General features: G+C 66.0%; 16 protein-coding genes and 1 tRNA gene. 3 read left to right on the top strand and 14 right to left on the bottom strand.

All coding sequences use genetic code 11. The annotated features are described in order from the left end of the window. Window positions 1-10: 10 nt before the first annotated feature. From FZ025_RS17110 to FZ025_RS17140, 7 genes are all read right to left on the bottom strand, one after another. Complete coding sequence (locus FZ025_RS17110) at window positions 11-1,189, bottom strand: ABC transporter permease (RefSeq protein WP_046978055.1); 1,179 nt, start codon at window positions 1,187-1,189, stop codon at window positions 11-13. Next, window positions 1,186-1,932, bottom strand: coding sequence for an ABC transporter ATP-binding protein (locus tag FZ025_RS17115; protein WP_046978054.1), 747 nt, complete (start codon window positions 1,930-1,932; stop codon window positions 1,186-1,188). Before FZ025_RS17115 ends, FZ025_RS17110 begins: the two co-directional genes overlap by 4 nt. Continuing rightward, window positions 1,932-3,410 (bottom strand): alpha/beta fold hydrolase, encoded by a 1,479-nt coding sequence (locus tag FZ025_RS17120; RefSeq protein WP_104557952.1) that lies wholly within the window; start codon window positions 3,408-3,410, stop codon window positions 1,932-1,934. Before FZ025_RS17120 ends, FZ025_RS17115 begins: the two co-directional genes overlap by 1 nt. A gap of 136 nt (window positions 3,411-3,546) precedes the next feature. Further along, the gene (locus FZ025_RS17125) at window positions 3,547-4,437 is read right to left on the bottom strand and encodes a hypothetical protein (protein ID WP_053057156.1); all 891 of its coding nucleotides are present in this window, start codon (window positions 4,435-4,437) and stop codon (window positions 3,547-3,549) included. Continuing rightward, entirely contained in the window at window positions 4,427-5,365 is a 939-nt protein-coding gene (locus FZ025_RS17130) for a hypothetical protein (RefSeq protein ID WP_046978052.1), read from the bottom strand. The genes FZ025_RS17125 and FZ025_RS17130 overlap by 11 nt, the downstream gene beginning before the upstream one ends. Before the next feature lie 32 nt (window positions 5,366-5,397). Next, complete coding sequence (locus FZ025_RS17135) at window positions 5,398-5,544, bottom strand: hypothetical protein (protein WP_158185590.1); 147 nt, start codon at window positions 5,542-5,544, stop codon at window positions 5,398-5,400. 405 nt (window positions 5,545-5,949) lie between these two features. Next, window positions 5,950-8,358: a glycosyl hydrolase family 95 catalytic domain-containing protein gene (locus tag FZ025_RS17140; RefSeq protein WP_046978051.1), complete on the bottom strand. Its 2,409-nt coding sequence runs from the start codon at window positions 8,356-8,358 to the stop codon at window positions 5,950-5,952. Window positions 8,359-8,673: 315 nt separating this feature from the next. Here FZ025_RS17140 and FZ025_RS17145 point away from each other — a divergent pair, with 315 nt between their 5' ends. After that, window positions 8,674-10,590, top strand: a complete 1,917-nt coding sequence (locus FZ025_RS17145) for a CocE/NonD family hydrolase (protein WP_046978050.1) — start codon at window positions 8,674-8,676, stop codon at window positions 10,588-10,590. Window positions 10,591-10,727: 137 nt separating this feature from the next. Here the strand turns inward: FZ025_RS17145 and xopB are convergent, their stop codons facing one another. The 5 genes from xopB to FZ025_RS17170 form a co-directional block, all read right to left on the bottom strand. Further along, window positions 10,728-12,581 (bottom strand): XopB/HopD1 family type III secretion system effector, encoded by a 1,854-nt coding sequence (xopB, locus tag FZ025_RS17150; RefSeq protein WP_244292393.1) that lies wholly within the window; start codon window positions 12,579-12,581, stop codon window positions 10,728-10,730. Between the two features lie 386 nt (window positions 12,582-12,967). Continuing rightward, window positions 12,968-13,044, bottom strand: a tRNA-Pro gene (locus FZ025_RS17155). 60 nt (window positions 13,045-13,104) lie between these two features. Then, window positions 13,105-13,215: a cytochrome bd-I oxidase subunit CydX gene (cydX, locus tag FZ025_RS17160; protein ID WP_046978049.1), complete on the bottom strand. Its 111-nt coding sequence runs from the start codon at window positions 13,213-13,215 to the stop codon at window positions 13,105-13,107. Window positions 13,216-13,252: 37 nt separating this feature from the next. After that, on the bottom strand, window positions 13,253-14,404 hold the full coding sequence (gene cydB, locus FZ025_RS17165) for a cytochrome d ubiquinol oxidase subunit II (RefSeq protein ID WP_104557956.1): 1,152 nt from the start codon (window positions 14,402-14,404) through the stop codon (window positions 13,253-13,255). Window positions 14,405-14,423: 19 nt separating this feature from the next. Then, entirely contained in the window at window positions 14,424-16,013 is a 1,590-nt protein-coding gene (locus tag FZ025_RS17170; RefSeq protein ID WP_104557958.1) for a cytochrome ubiquinol oxidase subunit I, read from the bottom strand. A gap of 201 nt (window positions 16,014-16,214) precedes the next feature. On the opposite strand from FZ025_RS17170, the gene cydD reads away from it, so the two are divergent. Then, on the top strand, window positions 16,215-18,074 hold the full coding sequence (cydD, locus tag FZ025_RS17175) for a thiol reductant ABC exporter subunit CydD (RefSeq protein WP_046980143.1): 1,860 nt from the start codon (window positions 16,215-16,217) through the stop codon (window positions 18,072-18,074). Further along, window positions 18,071-19,747 carry a thiol reductant ABC exporter subunit CydC gene (gene cydC / locus FZ025_RS17180; protein WP_046980140.1) on the top strand — a complete coding sequence of 559 codons (1,677 nt, stop codon included), beginning with the start codon at window positions 18,071-18,073 and terminating at the stop codon, window positions 19,745-19,747. The genes cydD and cydC overlap by 4 nt, the downstream gene beginning before the upstream one ends. 187 nt (window positions 19,748-19,934) lie before the next feature. Here cydC and metX read toward each other — a convergent pair whose 3' ends face one another. Together metX and FZ025_RS17190 are read right to left on the bottom strand one after the other, a co-directional pair. Further along, entirely contained in the window at window positions 19,935-21,047 is a 1,113-nt protein-coding gene (gene metX / locus FZ025_RS17185; RefSeq protein ID WP_046980139.1) for a homoserine O-acetyltransferase MetX, read from the bottom strand. A gap of 178 nt (window positions 21,048-21,225) precedes the next feature. Next, window positions 21,226-22,308: a tetratricopeptide repeat protein gene (locus FZ025_RS17190; RefSeq protein WP_046980138.1), complete on the bottom strand. Its 1,083-nt coding sequence runs from the start codon at window positions 22,306-22,308 to the stop codon at window positions 21,226-21,228. Window positions 22,309-22,311: the final 3 nt, after the last annotated feature.

The raw sequence follows: 22,311 nt of genomic DNA on the forward strand, positions 1-22,311 counted from the left end.
TTTCTTGAAATCAAACGGCAATTGGCAGACTGCTGGAGTCGTAGATCCTCTTGATTCCCAGGAACATGACAGCTACGGCTATCAGCGTGGCTGTCACGCAGAGGGCAATTCCACCGAATGGTACGGCCTCGGTCCGAAGAAGCCTGCTGACGATCAGATGCTGGCTAAGCAGGGGTGTGGCATAGCTAATCGAGGAGGCGCTGGCTTGCTTCAGCGAGAGTAAAATAGAGGGGACGATCGGAACGAACATGAGCAGTGACAGTGAGGTCTGTGCTTGTCGGTAGGAACTGGAGAATGCACCTACGAGGATCTGGGTAGATGCCGTGAGAATGCATAGGGGGGCCATGATCAGCAGCGTTGTGAGTGCGAAAGATGCGTTCAGATCCAGCGACATCCCAAGTCGATCAATCGGAAGTGACCTTCCGATCAGGGAAAAGGCGATCACGCTGATCATCACGGTGGTTACCGAGAAGGTGCTAGTGGCGGCTATCTTTCCGATAAGTATCGTGCTGCGGCGGACAGGATTGATGAAGAGCGATTCGAGGGAACGCCGCTCACGTTCACCGGCCGTAGTGTCAATTGCTATTGGCATGCCGCCAATGAAGGCGCCAAGTATGAAAAAGTACGGAAGCATGGTGAACAGGACGCCGGCCCTGGATGATGGAGTCGACCTGTCGTGCTCGGAAATGGCGATGGGCGTGATGATTGAGGGGGGGAGGCCGTTTTCCAGCAGGCGAACGGCCGTTGTCGATTGAGAGAGGACAAGAATTGCCATTCGGAGTTTCGTTGCATCCGCTGCGCTGTCTTTGTTGGATGAGTCGTATGAAATGACCGCTTGTGCAGGCTGATTGGAGTTCCATGCTTGTTCGAAGCCATTGGGAATGCGCAATCCAACAAGGCTCGTCGACTTCGCGTCCGGTTTGCCTGGTAATCGTGTGTCAATCGGCACCAGATGCAACACGTCGCTTTGCAGTGCGGCAACCAGCTTCGGGGCGTTTCCCGCTCCTTGAACCTCTACGGTAACCACGTGATTTCGCACTTCTTCCTTTCTACCAATTTCCGTGCCTATGACGAGAAGCATGATCAACGGGGCAACCAAGGGCCCCAGAAGAAGGCTGTTAATGAGCGTTTTGCTGTCGCGAATGCTCTCCTGCATCTCTTTTAGATAGACGACTAGGGCGGCGTTCATGTTGGAACTCCGTCGAGAGCCTGATGGTTGCGCTCGACCGTGTCTATGAAGGCATCCTCCAGATCATCCCTGCCTGTTGCCGCCTTGAGTGACTGTGGGCCGCATTGTGCAACTGACTGCCCGCCCGAGATCACGACGATCTGATCGCAGAGTCTCTCTACCTCTTGCATCACGTGACTGGAGAATATTACGCATCGGCCCTGCTCACGGAGTTGGCAGAGAAAGGATCGAAGCACGCGGATCGACATCACATCCATGCCGTTTGTCGGTTCATCGAGAACTACGTTGTGTGGATCGTGGATCAGGGCACGGGCAATCGCAGTCTTGATCCTCTGACCTTGCGAAAACCCTTCGGTTAGCCGATCAGCGATGTCAAGGATCCCGAGGTCTTTTATCAGCGCTTCACAACGCGCAGCAACTGATTCTCTGCCCAGGCCGTGGAGGCGGGCAAAGTACTCTATGTTCTGCCGCGCGGTGAGCTTGCGATAAAGGCCAGGAGAGTCGGGAAGTACACCCAATCGCCTTCTCGCGTCCAGTGGTCGGGCCACGCCGTCCATCTCGTCGATAAGAATCGAGCCTTCGTCCGGTGCGGTTGCCGTATAGACCATGCGTAGCGTGGTACTTTTGCCCGCGCCGTTGGGGCCTAGAAGCCCAGTGATCTGGCCATCGAGTGCTCGGAAGCTCACCCCTTTGACCGCAGCAACCTCACCAAAGGATTTGTGAAGATTGTTGACAGTGATCATTAGTTATCTCCGAGGAGCGCAACAGGCGGAGCATAGGAGCCCACGCAGCTCGTATCGAACGAGTCTGTCGTAGGATTGTTCAGGAAGGTGGTGGCCAGCGATGGTGCACATGCGCGACCAATCACGTTGTGGGCCTGCAGCGGGAGAACGACGAGATGGCTTTGCTTGAGGTGCTCCTGGACCTGGTGCGCATAGCTTGCCGGCGTGAGTGGATCCATCTGCCCGGCTAGGATCAGGGTAGGGACGCTGGAGGTTCCGTCGTTGATCGTAGCGCCGTCTCGGCGCGCAGCAGATCGGGGCCAGCCTTTGCACTGGGCGAGGAGCATTCGTCGTATGCCCCAGCTTCGGGATGCATCGGGTTCCGAGCCGATCGCATCTGCCGATTCATTACAGGTGGTCGACAGGTAGGAAAGCCAGGATATGCCTTCCAGCATATGCGCCTCTTCCTTTAGGGAGGCCCTGATAATCGTGTGATCACCGCTGGAGGAAGCCTGCGCGGCCACAGGAATGAGCTCTGCGGTCTCGGCTCGCATCGCAAGCTGCCGGAATGCGAGCATCTCACCGAGCGTGTGCGCTTCGGTACCCAGGTCGACTGGGTGATCACGGTCGAAGAGGCGATTGATGTAGGAACTGGCCTGGCTCGACGAAGCAGCGCATCTGCTGTCGGAGTCGCATAAGTGGAGCCGATCGTCCAGCGCAGCTTTGAGGATTTCCTCTGCTTCGCTGCCCAGGATGGCCTTCTCTGGAAGGACGCTGTCCAGCACGACCGCCTCGACGTTCGAAGGGTATTCCTGTACGAACCGCTGCGCGATGCGGGTGCCATACGACACGGCGACAAGGGATGATTTTTCCACTTTGAGTTGTGTCTGCAGCTCCCAAAGATCGCGGGCGACATCTTCAGTGCCGTATCGAGTCAAGTCGCTGTTTTGGCCAAGAGTGATGCGGCACAAAGCGGTTGCACTCGCTGTAACCTCGACATCGCCACTCGTTAGGCCTTTGGCGATTTGAGGAGCCGATGGGCACTGGGCAGGTTCAGATTGGCCTGTGCCGCGAGCGTCCAGCAGAACGATGTCCCGATCTTCATTCAGACGCGGCAACGCATCGCCAAGAGCAAGGAAGCTCTCGGAGGCTGCCTGGCCTGGTCCTCCTGGCAGGAAGAACACAGGATTGTGACTCGGCTTCAGGCTGCGACTAGGGAACATCGCAACGAAGAGCTTGATGGTGCGCCCTGCCTGACGGTCATAGTTCTCCGGAACTGTGATCGACGTGCATACCGCCTCAGTTAGTGGCCTTTCGCCGTTCTTCCCCAGCTCGCAGGGAGAAAACCGCAACGAGCCCACGACAACATCTCCATTTGCAGACCGGGTGTCGGAGAAATTTGATTTGGGGCGATCCAACATGTGGTGGTTGGCCAGGCGGACAGAAAGAACCAGGAGAAGGAGGCCAACCAGATAGGGCTTTAGTTTTCTGATGTCCATGGATGTCCATGCTTGTTGGCTTGCTATGCCGCTATTGGAAGGTTGCCATGGAGGTTGCCGGGTGCGATGAGGTGCGTCGATCTGATGGGTGGACGCGGTGTTTTCCCGGTGACAGATGGGAGCGTCGGGGGCGGCGCTACGTAGTTGCTCTGTAGACGAAATCTTGGTGGACGATATTGCTCAAGTAGTCCGATGTGTCATCTGCAGCCAGCGCTATGAGTCGCTCCCGCTCACCGGGTTGCCGCTCGAAAAGGGCATACATGGCTTCGGCACGTATCCTTGCCGGATAGCGTGGAGAGATCAGTTCGCTGAAGATCTGATCTGCCCCTTCTAATCCAAGGTGGCGGGCGGCACTGATCAGGAACGGAGCAGCGTTGCGGTTGATGATGGCCCCGATTGTGGAGTTCTTCACGTCGAAGTAGTATTGATTAATCTGCGATATTTCGACCTGATCTGTGTGCACGAGATTCAGTGTGATCGAAAATGAATCCGGATATAATTGAGAGTGGACATCCAGGCTGCGGCGATAGAGAAGCATGTGGCCTTGCGGGATGCCGATACGGCCAATAGGGCGAAGCTCGACTTTCTCGCCTACGTATCCTTGAACTTTGGAATGGTCGTATTCGTAAAAGTCTGATTCATAGCCGGGCCCGTAATACCCGATGGTCAGGAAGTTGAAATTGTGGTCGTGAGGGACGTCGTAGTAGAATGTCTCTCTACCGGTCGAGTTGACGATGGAGTCTTTCGCTGCTGGCCAAAAGTTGGCACGGGCAAACCAATTGTCGCCGCCGCCGAGTATCAGGACCTGTGAGTTGTAGCTGTTCTTTAGCTGCATGCGCGCTGCGTTCTCAAGTTGCCGGGTTATGAATTCACCGAGGAACGAGCGATTGTTGCAAAGAGCCTTCAGTTTGTCTGACGTGGCGGCAAGCTGGTCAATATCGCTTATTTCAACCTCATGTTCGATGTGATCTAAAAATTCGGTAAGCGAGATGGTGTCGGTTGCGTCTGATTCGATCTTAATTGGCATAGGACGTTCCTTCGAGCAGCGGTGCTAAGTAGGCAACGGTCTGCGAAGCGGCCTGGCTTACATGTGGATGGGGATCATTGACCGCTTTTTGAGCAAGATGGAGGCCAAATAGCCCATCGAGGCATATGGCATGACGAATGGAGTTCCAGCGCACGAAATGATGGGAGTGATTGGCAAGCTCTTCTAGAATTGGCAGTGCTGGAGTGTGCTCCAGGCATGTAAGCGCTTTTGTCAGAATTTCAATTCGTGCCGATACGCGGTTGCCGGCAGTGATCCCGACAAGCTTCAGGGTGTCGCGGTCGAAGATCGGTGTGCAGTGGAATTTTGACGTGTTCCCAGTAATATCGAGATAGATGGCATTGCCATGGAAGTGGTCAAGAGTGAAGGCGCTGCGTCCGGCGGGAAGGAAGAAGTGCTGTCCTTCCTTGAAGCGCCCTTTCTCGATGATGGTCATTTCGGCTTCTGGTTCCAGCGGCTCAAGATCAGAAAAGGCGGGAACGTCGTAGCGCGTCCACTCTCCGATTCCATTCAGTTTAATGATTGATGAGAAGTGATCGAAGGCATTGACCAGAATGCGGTTCCCGCGACCATTCTCCGTCGCCTTGAGTCTTTTGTCAGTGCTGCGATAGCCAATAGCCATCGTGAAGTGCTTGTTCTCGAAGAAGGTGGTGCCATGGACATCACCAGAAATTACAAACTTTCCCGGCGTGTATGATGCGTTCGTTGCGATTTGTTCTATATGAAACTGTATGATATCCCGAACTAGGGATGATGACGCGACAGCTTGAAATAGCGGAGTATAACGCTGGAAGTCGAAGTCGGTATCTGCGTCAGATGCCTCAACGAGGTTCTGCAGATCAGATGACTGCTCAAGAATTGTCTGGAGATTTGAGGTCATACCTGGGCTCGGCACGAATTCGGTGAACATAGGAAGTGCCGGGGCGCCCCGGCACTCTGTTATTAGGCGAGGACGATCGCCACGACTACGATGATGATCACTGCGTCGTCGGAGATGGCGATTGCGGTCAGGGTCGGAGCCGAGGATTCGGCGCCACCAACTGCGACCTGCTGGCTCAGGTTCGGGATCATGTCTTCAGTGAAGCGCATAGATTTTCTCCTCGATTGGTGTGTGTGGAGGATTCCAAACACGAAGATGAGTCTATTAGTCGAGTTTAAAATTAAGTACGGGGAATTGGGGGTCTTGACAATTCCGTCGATATCTGTAGTTGATAAGGGCGGTATTACCTCGTTGCCGTGCGCGAATGCCGGTGGTGATCGAGCGCTATCAGCTGCGTGCGACTGTTCGTCGACACCTCGGTGAAAATGGGACAGGCGCGGGCTGCCGGGGACGGCAAAAACGCGCGCCCGGCCGTGTGTAATTCGCTGGAGACCCATGCCGATGCATGGCTAAGACCGGGTGCTGCATCGACGCATCTGATATACGCGAAGGCCCTTGCGGGAGCCGCTTCGGTCGAGACGGGTGTTATCGCTAAAGCCGATCACCAGGAACGCTCATAGCACCCACAGCCACCCGCCGCGCGCCAGTTCGACCGTGCGCCGCGTGCCGTTGAACGCGATCTCGGTGCGGGTGCCGCCGACGCTGCGCAGCGCGATCCGCGTGGCCTTGCCGTCGCGCCATTCCAGGTCCACTACGAAGCCGCCGCGCGCGCCGATGCCGGTGACCCGGCCGTGTTCGGCCCAGGCCTTCGGCAGCGCCGGCAACAGTGCGATGTGGCCGGGGCGCGAGTACAGCAGCATTTCCAGCATCGCGGCGGGCGTGCCGAAGTTGGCGTCGATCTGGAACACGCCGCCCAGCGTGGGGTCGCCATGCTGGCTGAGGTCGTAGATGTCGAAGAAGTTCGGCGCGGTGCCGTTGCTGTGCACGATCGACGGCTTGAGATTGGTCGCGACCAGCGCATAGGCGCGTTCGGCCTCGCCCAGCCGTGCCCAGCACAGCGCGCGCCAGGCGCAGGCCCAGCCGAAGCTGTGCATGCCGCGCGCCTCCAGCAGCTTGCGCGCCGCGGCGACCTGCTCCGGCGGGGCCAGGTCCGGATGCAGGCGATGGCCGGGATACAGCCCCATCAGCGGCGACAGGTGGCGGTGGTGCGCCTCGCCCAGGTCGTCGGGCGACATCCATTCCTGCAACTGCCCGCTGCTCGGGCTGATCTGCGGCAGGTACAGGCGTTGCTGCAGCTCGGCGATGGTCGCCGCATACGCCGCATCGAGATCAAGCAGCGCGCTGGCCTGGCGGTATTGGCCGAACAGGTTCCAGGCCAGCTCCTGCGCGTAGGCGATGCCGCGCGCGTTCTCCGGGCCGTGCTCGGGCGACCAGTCGTGATCGTCGACCAGGCGCCGCTGCGGGCGGCCGTCGGTGCCGGTCACTTCCAGCTCGATCAGCCGCGCCTGCCAGAATTCGCAGGCGCCCTTGAGCAATGGGTAGATCCGCGCCAGGTAGGCGCGGTCCTGGGTGTATTCGTAGTGTTGCCACAGGCTGTCGCACAGCCAGGCATTGCCGCCCGGGTGCCAGGACCAGCCGCTACCGCCGAACGGATTGGTCGAGAACGCCACGGCCCAGCCGGCGATCTTGCCGGAGGTGTTGCGGAAGCGGTTGCGCGGGTCGTTGAAGTGCGCCTGGGTGATCTGCGTCCATGCCGGCAACTGGGCCAGGCAGTAGCGAGCGAGCGCGTCGAAGCACCGACTCAGCCCGGCCGCGTCGGACAGCCAGTAGTTCATCTGCAGATTGACGTCGCTGTGGTAATCGCTCATCCACGGCGGATCGTTGTTCTCCAGCCACAACCCTTGCAGATTGATCGGCAGCGCGTCGCGCGAGGCGGCGATGGTCAGGTAGCGGCCGAACTGCAGGTACAGCGCTTCCAGTTCCGGGTCGGGCGTATCCGCTGCGGCGCGCGCCTGCAGCCGCTCCCCTATGTCGAGCTTGCGTTGCGCCGGGCTGGAACGGCCCAGGTCCACCTGCATGCTGTCGAACAGGGCGCGGTAGTCGGCCACGTGGGTGTACAGCAAGGCCTCGGGCGCGAGCTTCGCCGCGGCGTCGCAACGTTGCCGCGCCAGGGCCTGCGGATCCAGCGTCGGATCGCGGTAGTTCCTGGCCAGGTCGGGCACGTAGTTGCTGCCGCCGCACACCACGATGCGCAGCGCGCTGCAGTCGCGGAAGTGCAGCGTGTCGCCATGCAGTTCCAGCGTGCCGTCGGCGGCGATCAATTGCACGTTCGCACCATGGCGCAGGCCGTTGCCCAATGCGCCGGAAAACCCCAGTCGCCCGCCGGCATCGCCCTGCGCCGGTGCGGCGTGCGCGCTGACCAGCTGCAGCCGGCCGCTGTGGCGGCCGCCGCCGCGCTGCTCGAGCTGGATCACGATGGCGTCGTCTGGATGGCTGGCGAACACGGTGCGGGTGAACTGCGCAGCGCCCAGCGTGTAGCGCACGCGCATGCAGCCGTTGCTCAGGTCCAGCTCGCGCTGGTAGTCGCGCAGTTGCGCCGGCGCGTGTCCGTCCAGTTCCAGATACAGCTTGGCCAGCATCACGAAGCTGCCGAAGGTGTCCTTCTCGTAGGAGAACTGGCCCTGCGCGTCGAGCACGTCGTTGCGCCCGCCGGTCCACAGGCTGGCATCGGACAGGTACAGGAAGTCGCGCTCGGGCGCGCCGCCGACCAGTGCGCCCAAGCGGCCGTTGCCGATCGGCAGGCCTTGCCGCAACACGTCGGCCTCGCTGGCCGGGCTGGCGTAGTGCATCCGCAACGCCTGCGCCGGCGGCACCAGCGGCGAGCGGGTCGGGCGCAGCGGCGCGGCGAGCGTGCGGCCGAACGCCGGCAGGCTCAGCAACGGCAGCATCGCGGCCAGGGCGCCGCCTTGCTTCAGGAACGCGCGGCGTGCCGCATTGCCGGGCGCGTGCTCGGAATCGCTCATCGTGTGGGTCTCGCCGGCGCCCGCGCGCGATCGCGACGATGGGCAGAAGTATCGTTGTACCTGCCGTGCGCGCTGCAGGGAAGCCGTCGCGTGCGGTTTCCGGCGCGATTGCGCCGATGGCGTTGCGCCTGTCCGCCATGGTCTGCGGCGTTGGCGGCAGCATGGCCGTTCCGGCTCCGGGTTCCGCCATTTCCATGTCCTGGCGCGTCCGCACTGCGGTCGCAGGCGGACATGCAGGGCCGTGTGCGGCGCGTTGACACTTCCGTACGGGCCGCGGTTGCGCCTACAGTCGTCGTCTCACTGTCCGGAGGTTCCATGCGTCCCATCGCCGCCCGCTTGCTCGTCACCGTCATTGCCGCCGCGCTGGCCGCCGCCGCCCAGGCGCAGACCGCGCCGATGACCCCCGACATCACCGGCAAGACCTTCGCCGCGCCGACCGAGGCCAACGACTACGTCAAGCGCGAGGTGATGATCCCGATGCGCGACGGAGTCAAGCTGCACACGGTGATCGTGCTGCCCAAGGGCGCGCAGCATGCGCCGATGCTGCTGACGCGCACGCCTTACGACGCCAGCGGCCGCGCCAGCCGGCTGGCCTCGCCGCACATGCGCGACCTGTTGCCGCAGAGCGACGAGGTGTTCGTCGACGGCGGCTACATCCGCGTGTTCCAGGACATCCGCGGCAAGTACGGTTCGCAGGGCGACTACGTGATGACCCGGCCGCTGCGCGGGCCGCTCAACGGCAGCAAGGTCGACCACGCCACCGACGCCTGGGACACCATCGACTGGCTGGTCAAGCACGTGCGCGAGTCCAACGGCAAGGTCGGCATGATCGGCTCGTCCTACGAAGGCTTCACCGTGGTGATGGCGCTGACCGACCCGCACCCGGCGCTGAAGGTGGCCGCGCCGGAAAGCCCGATGATCGACGGCTGGATGGGCGACGACTGGCTCAACTACGGCGCCTTCCGCCAGGTCAACTTCGACTACTTCACCGGCCAGCTGACCCAGCGCGGCAAGGGTGTCCGCATCCCGCGCCAGGGCCACGACGACTACAGCAATTTCCTGCGCGCCGGCTCGGCCGGCGACTACGCCAAGGCCGCCGGTGTGGACCAGCTGCCGTGGTGGCGCAAGCTGACCGAGCATCCGGCCTACGACAGCTTCTGGCAGCAGCAGGCGCTGGACAAGGTGATGGCGCGCACCCCGCTGAAGGTACCGACGATGTGGCTGCAGGGCCTGTGGGACCAGGAGGACATGTGGGGCGCGATCCACAGCTACCAGGCGATGGAGCCGCGCGACGCCGGCAACGACAGGAATTATCTGGTGATGGGGCCGTGGCGGCACAGCCAGGTCAACTACGACGGCTCTGCGCTGGGCGCGCTGAAGTTCGATGGCGACACTGCGCTGCAGTTCCGCCGCGACGTGCTCAAGCCGTTCTTCGATCAATACCTGATCGATGGCGCGGCCAAGGCCGACACGCCGCCGGTGTTCATCTACAACACCGGCGAGAACCATTGGGATCGCCTGCAGACCTGGCCGCGCAGCTGCGCGCAGGGCTGCGCGGCGCGCAGCAAGCCGCTGTACCTGGCCGCCGGCGGCACGCTGTCGTTCGCCGCGCCGACGGCCGGGCAGGGCGACTACGAGGAATACGTGTCCGACCCGGCCAAGCCGGTGCCGTTCGTGCCGCGCCCGGTCGATTTCGGCGACCGCGACATGTGGACCACCTGGCTGGTGCACGACCAGCGCTTCGTCGACGGCCGCCCGGACGTGCTGAGCTTCGTCAGCGCGCCGCTGGAGGCGCCGCTGCGCATCGCCGGCGTGCCCGAAGTGCACCTGCAGGCCTCCACCAGCGGCAGCGACAGCGACTGGGTGGTGAAGCTGATCGACGTCTACCCGGACGAAATGGCCTCCGATCCGAAGCTGGGCGGCTACGAACTGGCGGTGTCGATGGCGATCTTCCGCGGCCGCTACCGCGAGAGCTTCGAAACCCCCGGGCCGATCGCGCCGAACCAGCCGCTGGCCTACCGCTTCGGCCTGCCCACCGCCAACCACACCTTCCAGCGCGGCCACCGGGTGATGGTGCAGGTGCAGTCCAGCCTGTTCCCGCTGTACGACCGCAACCCGCAGACCTACGTGCCCAACATCTACTTCGCCAAGCCGGGCGATTACCGGAAGGCGACGCAGCGGATCTGGCATACGCCGCAGCAGGCCAGTTTCATCAGCCTGCCGCTGCGCTGAGCGGGCGGTCCCGCGCGGCCGGCGCCGGCGATCGAGGCGCCGGCGATGGCGTCGCGCAGGGCGCGCGGCGGCAATCTGCCGCCGCGCGACGGCCGGGGGCGGTCAGCCGGGCATCTTCCCCACGGCTGCCGTCTTGATCACGGCAAGGCTTGCGGAACGGGCGCAGGCGCGTGCAGATCCTGGTACGGAATGCGCGCGTCCAGCGGGGCCTTGCCATAGCCGAGTTTGCGGGCCAGCATCGGGATGGCGTCCATGCTCAAGTTCATGCCCTTGACGATGGCCGCGCCCATGTGGCGCAGGAACTCGCTCCGGGGCGCAAGCTGACGATGCAACTCCTCGGCGCTGATCGTGCGATTGCCGGCATCCATCTGTTGGCTGGCGCGGACCAGAATCGTCTGCACGACGCGCGCGTGCTTGGCGTTGTCGGAGTCGAACAATCCCGGGACCTTGATGCGGCCACCCAGCGCGATCGCATTGAGCGCGATCGCCTCGATCGGGTTGAACACGGCGCTGCGGACGATGCGCAACAGCTGTTCCGAGGCCAGCCCGGTCGCTTTGTCGCTGGCGATCAACGGCATCATGCCGACGATGGCGGCCAGGCCCATGGATTTCACCGCCGTACTTTCGCCTGGCGCGATATCCAGTGCATGTCTGGCCATCTGTTCGATCGTATGCTTCGCCGAGGCTTCACCGGCGGGACGTGCTATCACGCCGTCCTTCATGCTCTGGAACAGGCCCGCGCGCATGAGCTCCTCGCTCTCCTTCAACTCGGGCGGGATCCCCGATGCCGCACCGAAAATGGCTGCCTCGCTGGTGACCGTGTTCGCTGCAAGATCGGCCGGCCTGGACTTGAAGCCGGTGTATTGCAACAGATTGTTGGGGAACGAGAGTGCCGACGAGATGGCGCCGGCCTTCATGGCCTTGGGCAGCAGGTCGCGCAACGACCAATCCTCGCCCTTCATGCCCTTGATGATCGACAGCACGCAGAGCGTATCCAGCGTCTCGATCAATGCGGGTGGCGCCGAATCGATTCCTGCCGCTTGCAGGGCGTATTTGCTTGGCGAAAAACCTTTCCCGAACATGGCGTTCTTCAGCAGTTGCGACACGCCCAGTTCCCATGCCGAACCCAGCCCGCTGCTGACGCCGATGCTGCCTGCGAGTCCGAGCAACTGGAACTCTTTCTTGGTGGCGGCATGCAGCAGCGACTGCGCGCCCAGGCGGGTCAGCAGATCGCGGTCGTTGCGGACCTTGTCGTTGACGAACTTGCCCAACAGGTCGTCGTTGGAGTTGATCGTGGGGGCATGCGAGGCCAGAAACTGATCGACAGGCAGGCTGCCGCGGCCTTCCACCTCGATCGACGCATTGGGCCCGAATGCCCGCGCGCCCTGTTCTATGGCTTTCAGCAGCATCGCAATATGGATATCGGCATCGATCTGCTCGGTTGCCCGACCCGATGCATCGGCATGCGACACCAGGTCCGCCGTTTCGACGGTGAATGCGCGCTTGAAGGCGTCCACTGCGGTCGCGAGTTGGGGATGGGCGTGTAGTTCCAGGCTGGAGATGTCGCTGCTCGCGATCTCTGCCGGGATTTCCTGGTCGGCCTGCACATACGCCAGCAGCGCATGGACGACCGGATCGTCGGATAGCAGACCCTCGGCGTTCCGGCGCACCGCGCCCGCATGCAACGGCGTGCCAGCGGCCTGGGCGTGCGACGGCGGGCTTCCGGCCTGGCCGCTGGAAGAAGCCAGCAGCGGAGTCTGCAAGCCAGGCGTGCCGGGATTGCGGGTGTGCTGGGCGATCGCTGGCGCCGATGCCTGGCGCCGCAATGTGCGGCGCGGCGCATTCTCCAGCGGCGAGTTGGTGGCGCTGCCATGGTCGTGCTCCGGAACACGGGCAGACTGCGAACCATTCGCGGTTGCTTGCTGGTCCAGCGCGGCATTTCTGGTAAGGATCGGTTCGGATTGCGAGCGGATGAGTGTCGTGGAAGGCATGAGTTGGCATCGCTAGGAAGGATGGGGGCGCCTTGATGAGGCGGCCGGCAGGTTATCGCCAATGCCGCAATGCGGTGGTCGACTGCCGAAAAGGCGCTGCTTTGCGCGAATTCGGCGGCGATCCCATACCCGAAGATGTCGGTCCAAGTCACAGTCGGGCGCGCCAGCAAGCCCGCTCATCGATGCTGCCAGCCGATGCGGGGCTGGTGGACATGGGAGTTCATCGCCGGCGCCGACTTGCCGACGGCGCGGCGGAGCGCGGGTGGAAGCTCGCAGCGTTGGCGCGGACCGCCTGCGGGCCCGACGCGATGCCCCGCGCCTGCATGCCGCGGCCACAAAAAAACCCGGAAAACTTGCGTTTTCCGGGTTTCTCGCGATCTTGAAGCTGGTCGGGGAGACAGGATTCGAACCTGCGACCTCTACGTCCCGAACGTAGCGCTCTACCAGACTGAGCTACACCCCGAAGGAGCCGCACATGATACGGGGGTCACCCGTATTCGGCAAGATCCCTTACGAAAAAATTTCAGTCCGCGGCGTCCGCGGCGGCGGCCTCGCGCGCCTCGAACCACATGCCGTTGAGGATGGCGGCGGTGGAGGCCAGGCCGACACCGAGAATCCAGGCGAAATACCACATGGTGCAATCTCCTATGATGCGATCGGGTTGGACGCGCTCAGTACGCGTTGGGGTTGTCGTCCAGCGAGGCGGCGCTGACCTTGCCCTTCAGCACCCGGTACACCCAGATGGTGTAGCCGAGCACGATCGGCAGGAACACCACCGTGGCCAGCAGCATGATCCACAGGGTCAGGCGGCTGCTGGAGGCGTCCCACACGGTCAGGCTGGAGCCGGGCTGGCTGGAGGAGGGCAGCAGGAACGGGAAGATCGCAAAGCCGACGGTGAGGATGATGCCGGCGATCGCCGCGCCCGAGGCGATGAACGCCAGGCCGCCGCGGCGCCGATGCAGCAGCAGCGCGCTCAGCAGCAGGCCGAGCAGCCCGGCCAGCGGCGCCAGTGCGGTCAGCGGTATCGCCTGGTAGTTGTGCATCCAGCCGCCGACCTCGCCCAGCACTGCGGTCTTCAGCAGCGGGTTGGTGGCGCCGTCGGTGACCACCGGCGAGGTCACCGCATAGCCGGGCAGGCCCAGCGCCACCCACACGCCGCCGGCGGCGAACAGCGCGCAGGCCAGCAGCGCCGCCACGCTGCCGTAGCGGGCCGCGCGCTCGGCCACCGGGCCGTCGGTCTTCAGCACCAGCATCGCCGCGCCGTGCGCCACCAGCATGCTCACGCTGAGCAGGCCGGCGAGCAGCGCGAACGGCATCAGCAGGCCGAAGAAGCTGCCGGTGTAGAACACCCGCAGCGTGTCGTCGAAGTGGAACGGCACGCCGAGCACCACGTTGCCCACCGCCACGCCCATGATCAGCGCCGGGATGAAGCCGCCGATGAACAGCGCCCAGTCCCAGCCGTTGCGCCAGCGCTGGCTGGGCAGCTTGCCGCGGAACTTGAACCCGACCGGGCGCAGGATCAGCGCGAACAGGATCACGAACATCGCCAGGTAGAAGCCGGAGAAGCTGACCGCGTACAGCGGCGGCCAGGCGGCGAAGATCGCGCCGCCGCCGAGCACCAGCCAGACCTGGTTGCCTTCCCAGACCGGGCCGATGGTGTTGACCACCAGCCGGCGTTCGGCGTCGGTCTTTGCCACGAACGGCAGCAGCGCGCCGACGCCCAGGTCGAAACCGTCCATCACCGCGAAACCGATCAGCAGGATGCCGAGCAGCAGCCACCAGATCAGGCGCAGCGTGGTGTAGTCCAATGCAATGAAGTCCATCGTCATTCTCCTGCCGGGATCAGAGTTGACCGGCGGCCGCGGTGGCGGCAAGGGGCGCGGCGGGGCGCGGGGTCGGCTGCAGCAGCGCGGGCAGAGCGTCCGGGCCCTTGCGGATTGCCTTGAGCATCAGCTTGATCTCGATGACCAGCAGCACGGTGTAGATCGCCACGAAGCCGGCCAGGGTGATCAGGATCTCGTGCAGGGCCAGGCCGGAGGCGGCGTAGAAGGTGGGCAGCACGCCTTCCACCGCCCACGGCTGGCGGCCGTACTCGGCGACGAACCAGCCGCATTCGATCGCGATCCACGGCGCCGGCAGGGTCCACAGCGCCAGCTTCAGGAACCAGCGCTTGTCCTCGAAGGTGTGCCTGCACGAGAACCACATCGCGGCGATGAAGAAGGCGATCAGGTAGAAGCCCAGGCCGGCCATGACCCGGAACGTCCAGAACAGCGGCAGCACGCGCGGCACGGTGTCGAGCGCGGCCTTGGAGATCTCCTCCGGCGTGGCGTTGAGGATGTCGTCGCGATAGCGCTTGAGCAGCAGGCCGTGGCCCAGGTCCTGCCAGTGGCGGTCGAACACTTCGCGCGCCTGCACGTCGTTGCGGTCGGCCTTGAGCCGTTGCAGCGCGCCGTAGGCGATCTGGCCGCCGCGGATGCGGTGCTCGGCGCGCTTGACAAGTTCCAGGATGCCGGGAATCGGCGTGTCCAGCGAGCGCGTGGCGACCAGGCCCATCAGGTACGGCACCTTGATCGCGTAATCGTTCTTGCCGGTGGCCTGGTTGGGGATGCCGAAGGCGGTGAAGTCGGCCGGGGCCTGTTCGGTCTCCCACATCGCCTCGATCGCGGCCAGCTTCATCTTCTGGTGTTCGTTGGCGGCATAGCCGCTCTCGTCGCCGAGCACCACCACCGACAGCGAGGAGGCCAGGCCGAACGCGGCGGCCACCGCGAACGAGCGCCGCGCGATGTCGCGGTGCGTGCCGCGCAGCAGGAACAGCGCGCTGATCGACATCACGAACACCGCCCCGGTCACGTAGCCGGCGCTGACCGTGTGCACGAACTTGGCCTGCGCCACCGGGTTGAACACCACCGCCATGAAATCGACCACTTCCATGCGCATCGTGTCCGGATTGAACACCGCCCCGGTCGGATTCTGCATCCAGCCGTTGGCGATCAGGATCCACACCGCCGACAGGTTGGTGCCCAGCGCCATCAGCCAGGTCACCATCAGGTGCTTGACCGGCGAGAGCTTGTTCCAGCCGAAGAAGAACAGGCCGATGAAGGTGGCTTCCAGGAAGAACGCCATCAGCCCTTCGATCGCCAGCGGCGCGCCGAAGATGTCGCCGACGTAGTGGCTGTAGTACGACCAGTTCATGCCGAACTGGAACTCCATCACGATGCCGGTGGCCACGCCCATCGCGAAGTTGATGCCGAACAGCACCCCCCAGAACAGCGCCATGCGCCGCCAGACCTCCTTGCGGGTCATGACGTACACGCTCTCCATGATCGCGATCATGAAGGACAGGCCGAGGGTGAGCGGGACGAACAGGAAGTGGTACATCGCGGTCATGGCGAATTGCAGCCGCGACAGCTCTACGACGGCGGTGTCGATCATGGCTGTGCTACCTCGTGGAAAATGCGCATCTGGGTGGCCGAGTGGCGGTAGGTTGAAGGCGATGTTCCGCTTCCGCCGCGCGTTCGGCCTTGATTCAGATCAATGTTCGCGCCGGGCGCCGCCGACATGGTGGCGGCACGCGGCGGTTCCGACCGGGATGCCGCCTTACAATGGCGGCCCGTTTGCCGCGCCGAGCCCGTTTTGACCGATCCCGCCGAGTCGTCCGCCGCACCGCCTGCCGAGTCGCCGCACCTGCGGCAGCAACGCGTGCGCTGGCTGGCGTCGCTGGGCGCGGCGGCGCGCGGGCGCCAGCGCGTGGCGGCGCTGGCGCTCAGCCTGTCCGGGGCGCTGCTGATCGTGCAGGCCGGCGCCATCGCCTGGCTGCTGCAGGCGCTGTTGGTGGAGCGCCGTGAGCTGCAGCAGGCGCTGCCCGCCTTCGCGCTGCTGGCGCTGGTGCTGGTCGTGCGCGCGCTGCTCGGCGCGTGCGCGCAGCGCGCCGCTGGCGATGTCGCCGATGCGGCGAAGTTCGAACTGCGCCGGCGCGTGTACCGGCGCCTGCTGCAGCGCGGCCCGCTGTGGCTGCGCGGCCAGCGCAACGGCGAACTGGGCGAATTGCTGCTGGCGCACGGCGACGCGCTGGACGGCTACTACGCCGGCTACCAACCGGCGCGGCTGGAAGTGAGCGTGGTGCCGTTGCTGATCCTGCTCGCGGTCGGCTGGAGCGACTGGGTGGTGGGCCTGCTGCTGCTGTGCACCGCGCCGCTGGTGCCGATCTTCATGATGCTGGTCGGCTGGGGCGCCGAGGCCGCCGGGCGCCGCCAGCTGCGCGAGCTGGCGCGGATGGGCGGGCATTTCGCCGACCGGCTCAAGGGCCTGGGCCTGCTGCGCCTGTACGGCCGCGGCGAGGACGAACTGCGCGGCATCGCCGCCGCCGCCGAGGGCGTGCGCGAACGCACCCTGAAAGTGCTGCGCATCGCGTTCCTGTCTTCGACCGTGCTCGAGTTCTTCGCCTCGGTCAGCGTGGCGATGGTGGCGATGTACCTGGGCCTGAGCTACCTGGGCATGATCGCGCTGCATGCGGCGGTGCCGACCCTGGGCGTGGGCGTGTTCTGCCTGCTGCTGGCGCCGGAGTTCTACGCGCCGCTGCGGCGCCTGGCCGCGCACTACCACGACCGCGCCAACGCGCTGGCGGCGGCCGCCGAAGTGGAGCGCCTGCTCGGCGAGTTGCCGGATGTGGCGGCATCGGCGTCGCTGCCTGAGGGGTCGCTCGTTGCGGGCGCGCCGTCTGCGCCGTTGCGGCCGGTGTCGCCAATGCCTGCTTCCGCGACGTCAGCAGCCGCAGTGCCCACAGTGCCTGCAGCGTCGGTAGTGCCCGCAACGCCCGCATCGATGGCGACGCCAGCGGCTCCCGCGCAGGCACTGCTGCATGCCGAGGGCCTGACGCTGCGGCCACAAGGCGCGCGCTGCGATGCGCTGCGCGATCTGTCCTTCAGCCTGCAGCCCGGCCAGCGCCTGGCCCTGGTCGGACCCAGCGGCAGCGGCAAGAGCACGCTGCTCGAAGCCTTGGCCGGCTGGCTGCCGCCGCGTGCCGGCAGCCTGCACCTGCGGCCCGGGCTGCGCGTGGGCTACGCCGGGCAACGCCCGTACCTGTTCCACGGCAGCATCGCCGACAACCTGCGCCTGGCCGCGCCGCAGGCCAGCGCCGCGCAGCTGCAGGCCGCGGCCGAAGCGGCGCAGGTGCTGCGCTTCGCCGCGCGCCTGCCGCTGGGCCTGGACACCGTGATCGGCGAACGCGGCTTCGGCCTGTCCGGCGGCGAAGCGCGGCGCATCGGCCTGGCGCGGCTGCTGCTGCGCGATCCCGAACTGTTGCTGCTCGACGAACCCACCGCCTTCCTCGATCCGGACACCGAGGCCGAACTGCTGCGCACCCTGGCCGCCTTCAGCCACGGCCGCAGCGTGATCGTCGCCACCCACAGCGAGGCGGCGATGCGCTGGGCCGACCGCGTGCTGCGGCTGCCGGCACGCAGCGTGGCCGACGCCGCGCTCGGCGCCGCGCCATGAGCGGCCCCGCACGCGACGACCTGCGCAGCGTGTTCGGCCGCCACCTCGGCCGCCTGCTGCTGACCGCGCTGCTGCTGTTGTGCACGCTGCTGGCCGGGGTCGGCCTGCTCGGCCTGTCCGGCGGCTTCCTGACCGCCGCGGCGCTGGCCGGCGTGGCCGGCATGGGCAGCGGTTTCAACTTCTTCTCGCCCTCGGCGGGCATCCGCGCGCTGACCTTCGCCCGCATCGCCTCGCGCTACGGCGAGAAGCTGGTCGGCCACGACGCCACCTTGCGCATCGCCCGCGACCTGCGCGTGTGGTTCTTCCGCCGCGCGCTGCCGTTGGCGCCGGCCAGACTCGGCGCCAGCCGCACCGGCGAACTGCTGGCGCGCTTGATGTCGGATATCGGCGAGGTCGATGGCCTGGTGGTGCGCGCATTGGCGCCGCTGGCGGCACTGCTCGGCATCGGCATCGTCGGTGTGGCCGCGGCGGCGGCGATCTATCGGCCGGCAGCGATGGTGCTGGCAGTGCTGGCGCTGGCGATCGGCGCCGGCGTGCCGTGGGTGGTCGCGTACGGCGGCCGCGTGCGCGAGCAGCACCGCGCGCAGCAGCGCGAGGCGCTGCGCACGCTGGCCTACGAAGGCCTGGAAGGCGCCGCCGACCTGGCCGCGCTGGATGCGCAGGCCGACTGGATCGCGCGCGTGGACGCCAGCGCGCAGCACCTGCGCACGCAGGATCGCCGCCAGCGGCAGCGCCTGATCGGCGGCAATGCGCTGCACGCGCTGTGCGCCGCGCTGGGCTTGTTGGCGATGCTGTGGCTGGCGCTGGGCGCGGCGCGTGCCGAACTGATCGGTGCCGAACAGGCGGCCGGGCTGCTGTTCCTGAGCGTGGCCCTGCTCGAAGTCTGGGCCGGTGCCGGCCTGGCCTGGCAGGCGCTGCAATCCGGCCGCGTCGCCGCGCAGCGGCTGCAGGCGATTGCCGGCCAGACCGCGCCGGTGGCCGACGCCGCGCAGCCGCAGTCGCTGCCCGCCGCCGGCGAGGTGCGCTTCGACGGCGTGGTCTTCGCCTGGCCCGGCGAAACCCGGCACGTGCTCGACGGCATCGACCTGCGCATCGCACCGGGCGAGCGCGTCGCGATCAGCGGCGACAGCGGCAGCGGCAAGACCACCTTGTCGGCGCTGCTGCTGCGGCTGTGGGATCCGCAGCACGGCAGCGTCCGTTATGCCGGCGTGGACCTGCGCGCGCTGGCCCAGGCGCAATGGCACCGGCGCATCGCCTGGCTGCCGCAGGGCGCGCCGGTGTTCGCCGGCAGCGTGCGCGACAACCTGCGCCTGGGCGCGGCCGACGCCGACGACGCCACGTTGCAGCGCGCGCTCGCCGACGTGCGCCTGGACGCATGGCTGCACGAGGTCGGCGGCCTGGATGCATGGCTGGGCGAGAACGGCGCGACCATGTCCGCCGGCCAGGCGCGGCGCCTGGCCCTGGCCCGCGCGCTGCTGCGCAACGCGCCGCTGCTGGTGCTGGACGAACCCACCGAAGGCCTGGACGTGGACACCGCGCAGGCCTTGCTGCGCGACCTGACCCAGGCGCTGGGCCAGCGCAGCCTGCTATTGATCAGCCACGACGCGCTGCCCGAAGGCGTGGTGCATACGCGCTACCGGATGCAGCAGGGGCGGCTGCTAGCCGATCCGTAGCGCGGCCACGAACGACCTCGCAGCGGTGCGCTTGCCGAGAGTCGGTGCAGTTGGGACTGAAGTCCCTCCCACAAGAGGCCGCGCAGCTCCGCGTCGCCGGAAATCCTTGTGGGAGCGACTTCAGTCGCGACGAGCGGCGCGTGGAATCATCTGCCTGCAATTGCGGTCGGGGGCATAAACCCACCCGCTACAACGCATCCAGGAATCCCTTCACCGCCGGCCCGAAGCGCGCGAAATCGACCAGGAACGCGTCGTGTCCCTGCGGCGAGTCCAGGCCCAGGAACTGCGCGTCGGCGCCGCCGGCGCGCAGGCCGTCGGCGATCTGCTGTTGCTGTTGCACCGGGAACAGGATGTCGGTGTTGGCGCCGATCGCCAGCGCGCGTTCGATGCGGATCGTCGCCAGTCCGGCGAGTACGTCGCCGCCGGCGTATTCGGCCAGGTCGAACCAGTCCATCGAGCGGCTCAGGTACAGATAGCAGTTCGGATCGAAGCGGCGCACGAAGCGCCGCGCATGGCCTTCCAGATAGCTTTCGACCTGGAATTCCAGGCCGAACGGATCCTCGTCGGCCTGGTCCGAGTCCAGCCGCACGCGGCCGAAGCGGCCATCCCATTCCAGCGCCGAGCGGTAGGTGATGACGCCGAGCTTGCGCGCCATGCGCATGCCCGACTCCGGATACGTGGCCTCGTCGTAGTCGCCGCCATTCCAGTTCGGATCCAGGCGGATCGCCTCGCGCTGCAGCGAGCGGATCGCGATCGAGAACGGCAGCGCCTGCGCGCTGCCGGAGATGTTGACGTGGCTGCGCGCCAGCCCCGGATGCCGGCGCAGCAGCGCCAGCGCGGTCATGCCGCCCATCGAGTTGCCGATCAGGCACGCCAGCCGGTCGATGCCCAGCGCGCGCACCACGTGCGCGGCGGCATCGGCGACGTCCTCGATCGACAGTTCCGGGAAGCGCAGGCGATACGGCCGCGCGTCGTCCGGATCCGGCGAGGACGGGCCGGTCGAGCCCTTGCAACTGCCCAGCGAGTTCACGCAGATCACGAACCAGCGCTGCGTGTCGATCGGCTTGCCGGCGCCGAGCATCGCCTCCCACCAGCCGGGACTGGGATCGTCGGCATGCGCGGCGGCGTGCGCGTCGGGCGACAGGCCGGTGACGATCAGGATCGCGTTGCTGCGGTCCGCCGCCAGCGTGCCCCAGGTCTCGTAGGCGACACGCGCCTCGCGCAGCTGGCCGCCGCGCTTCATCGGGAACGGCGAGGGCAGGGCGAGGAAGCGGCTGCCGGGAGGAATGAATTCGGTCATGCGCCGATTCTAGCCGTGCGGCGGAGGACGCGGCGTGGGTGTGGTGTCACGTCTACCCTTGTAGAGCGGCTTCAGCCGCGACACCGACGCCGCGACCATGTCGGTTGCGGAATGCCTGTCGCGGCTGATGGCCCGAGGCCACCCAGTTGCTCCTACAGAAGAACCTGGGTGTGCTGCGTCATGGCTTGCCGATCACCAGCTCCACCGGCGTCGCCGCCGGCAGCGTCACCGTCACCGGCGCCGATTCCAGGTCGTCTTCCTGGCGCATCGCGTTGCCGCTGGCCGAGAGCCGCGCCAGCACCTGCACTTGCTTGAGCTGCGACAGTTTCTGCGTCGGCATCGGGCTGTCGGCATCGCTCAGGGTGACGCGCAGCGGCAGCGCCTGCAGCGGATGCTTCTGCACCGCGACCGGCATCGGCGGGCCACCGGGCACGCGCGCGATCACGAACACGCTGGCGTCGCCGCGCAGGCGCACGCGTGCGGCGAATTCCGGGTCCAGCGACACCGCCACGGTGAGCGTGCCGGCAGCGGTGGGTGCAGACGAGGCTGCCGCGTTCGGCGCGGCCGTCGCGCCTGCCGTGGCCGTTGCCGCTGCGCCTGGCGCAGCAGCCGGCAGCGCCGGCAAGCCGGCATCGGCGCGTGCCGCGTCGATCTGCGGGCGCAGCGCGGCGGCGGTGGCCGCATCCACGCGCGGCAGCAGCGCTTCCCAGGTCGCCGCGGCCTCGGCATGCTGGCCGCGCTGGCGTTGCGCGATGCCCAGGAACCAGGCGGCACGCTCGTTGTTCGGTTCGACCTGCAAGGCGTGCCGCAGCCAGGCGATGCCCTGTGCGTCGAACTGCCGTTGCGGCGCGGCCAGCGCGCGCGCTTCGGCCGCCTGCACCAGCCATTGCGCGTCGTCCGGCGCCAGCTGCACCGCGCGCGTGAATGCGGCGGCGGCCTCGCCGGGGCGGCCCAGCGACATCTGCGAGCGCGCCAGCAGCGCCCAGCCGTCGGCGCGAGTGGGATCCTTGGCCAGCGCCGCCTGCAGCTGCGCCACGCCGTCTTCGAGATTGCGCGGCGCTTCGCGGTTCTGCGCCTGCAGCGCGCGCGGCGTGCCGACCAGCGCATACAGCGCGGCAGCGGCCACGCCCAGCGCCAGCACCGCGACGCCGAGCAGCGCCGCGTCGCCGCGGCCGCGGCCGCGCCGCAACGGCCACAGCACCGCGCCGAAGACGAGCGCGGCCAGCACCGCCGCGGCGGCATGCATGCCCCAGCTCAGCATCGG

Origin of the sequence: Xanthomonas hyacinthi, from assembly GCF_009769165.1 — a bacterium.
In the GTDB taxonomy this organism is placed as follows: domain Bacteria; phylum Pseudomonadota; class Gammaproteobacteria; order Xanthomonadales; family Xanthomonadaceae; genus Xanthomonas_A; species Xanthomonas_A hyacinthi.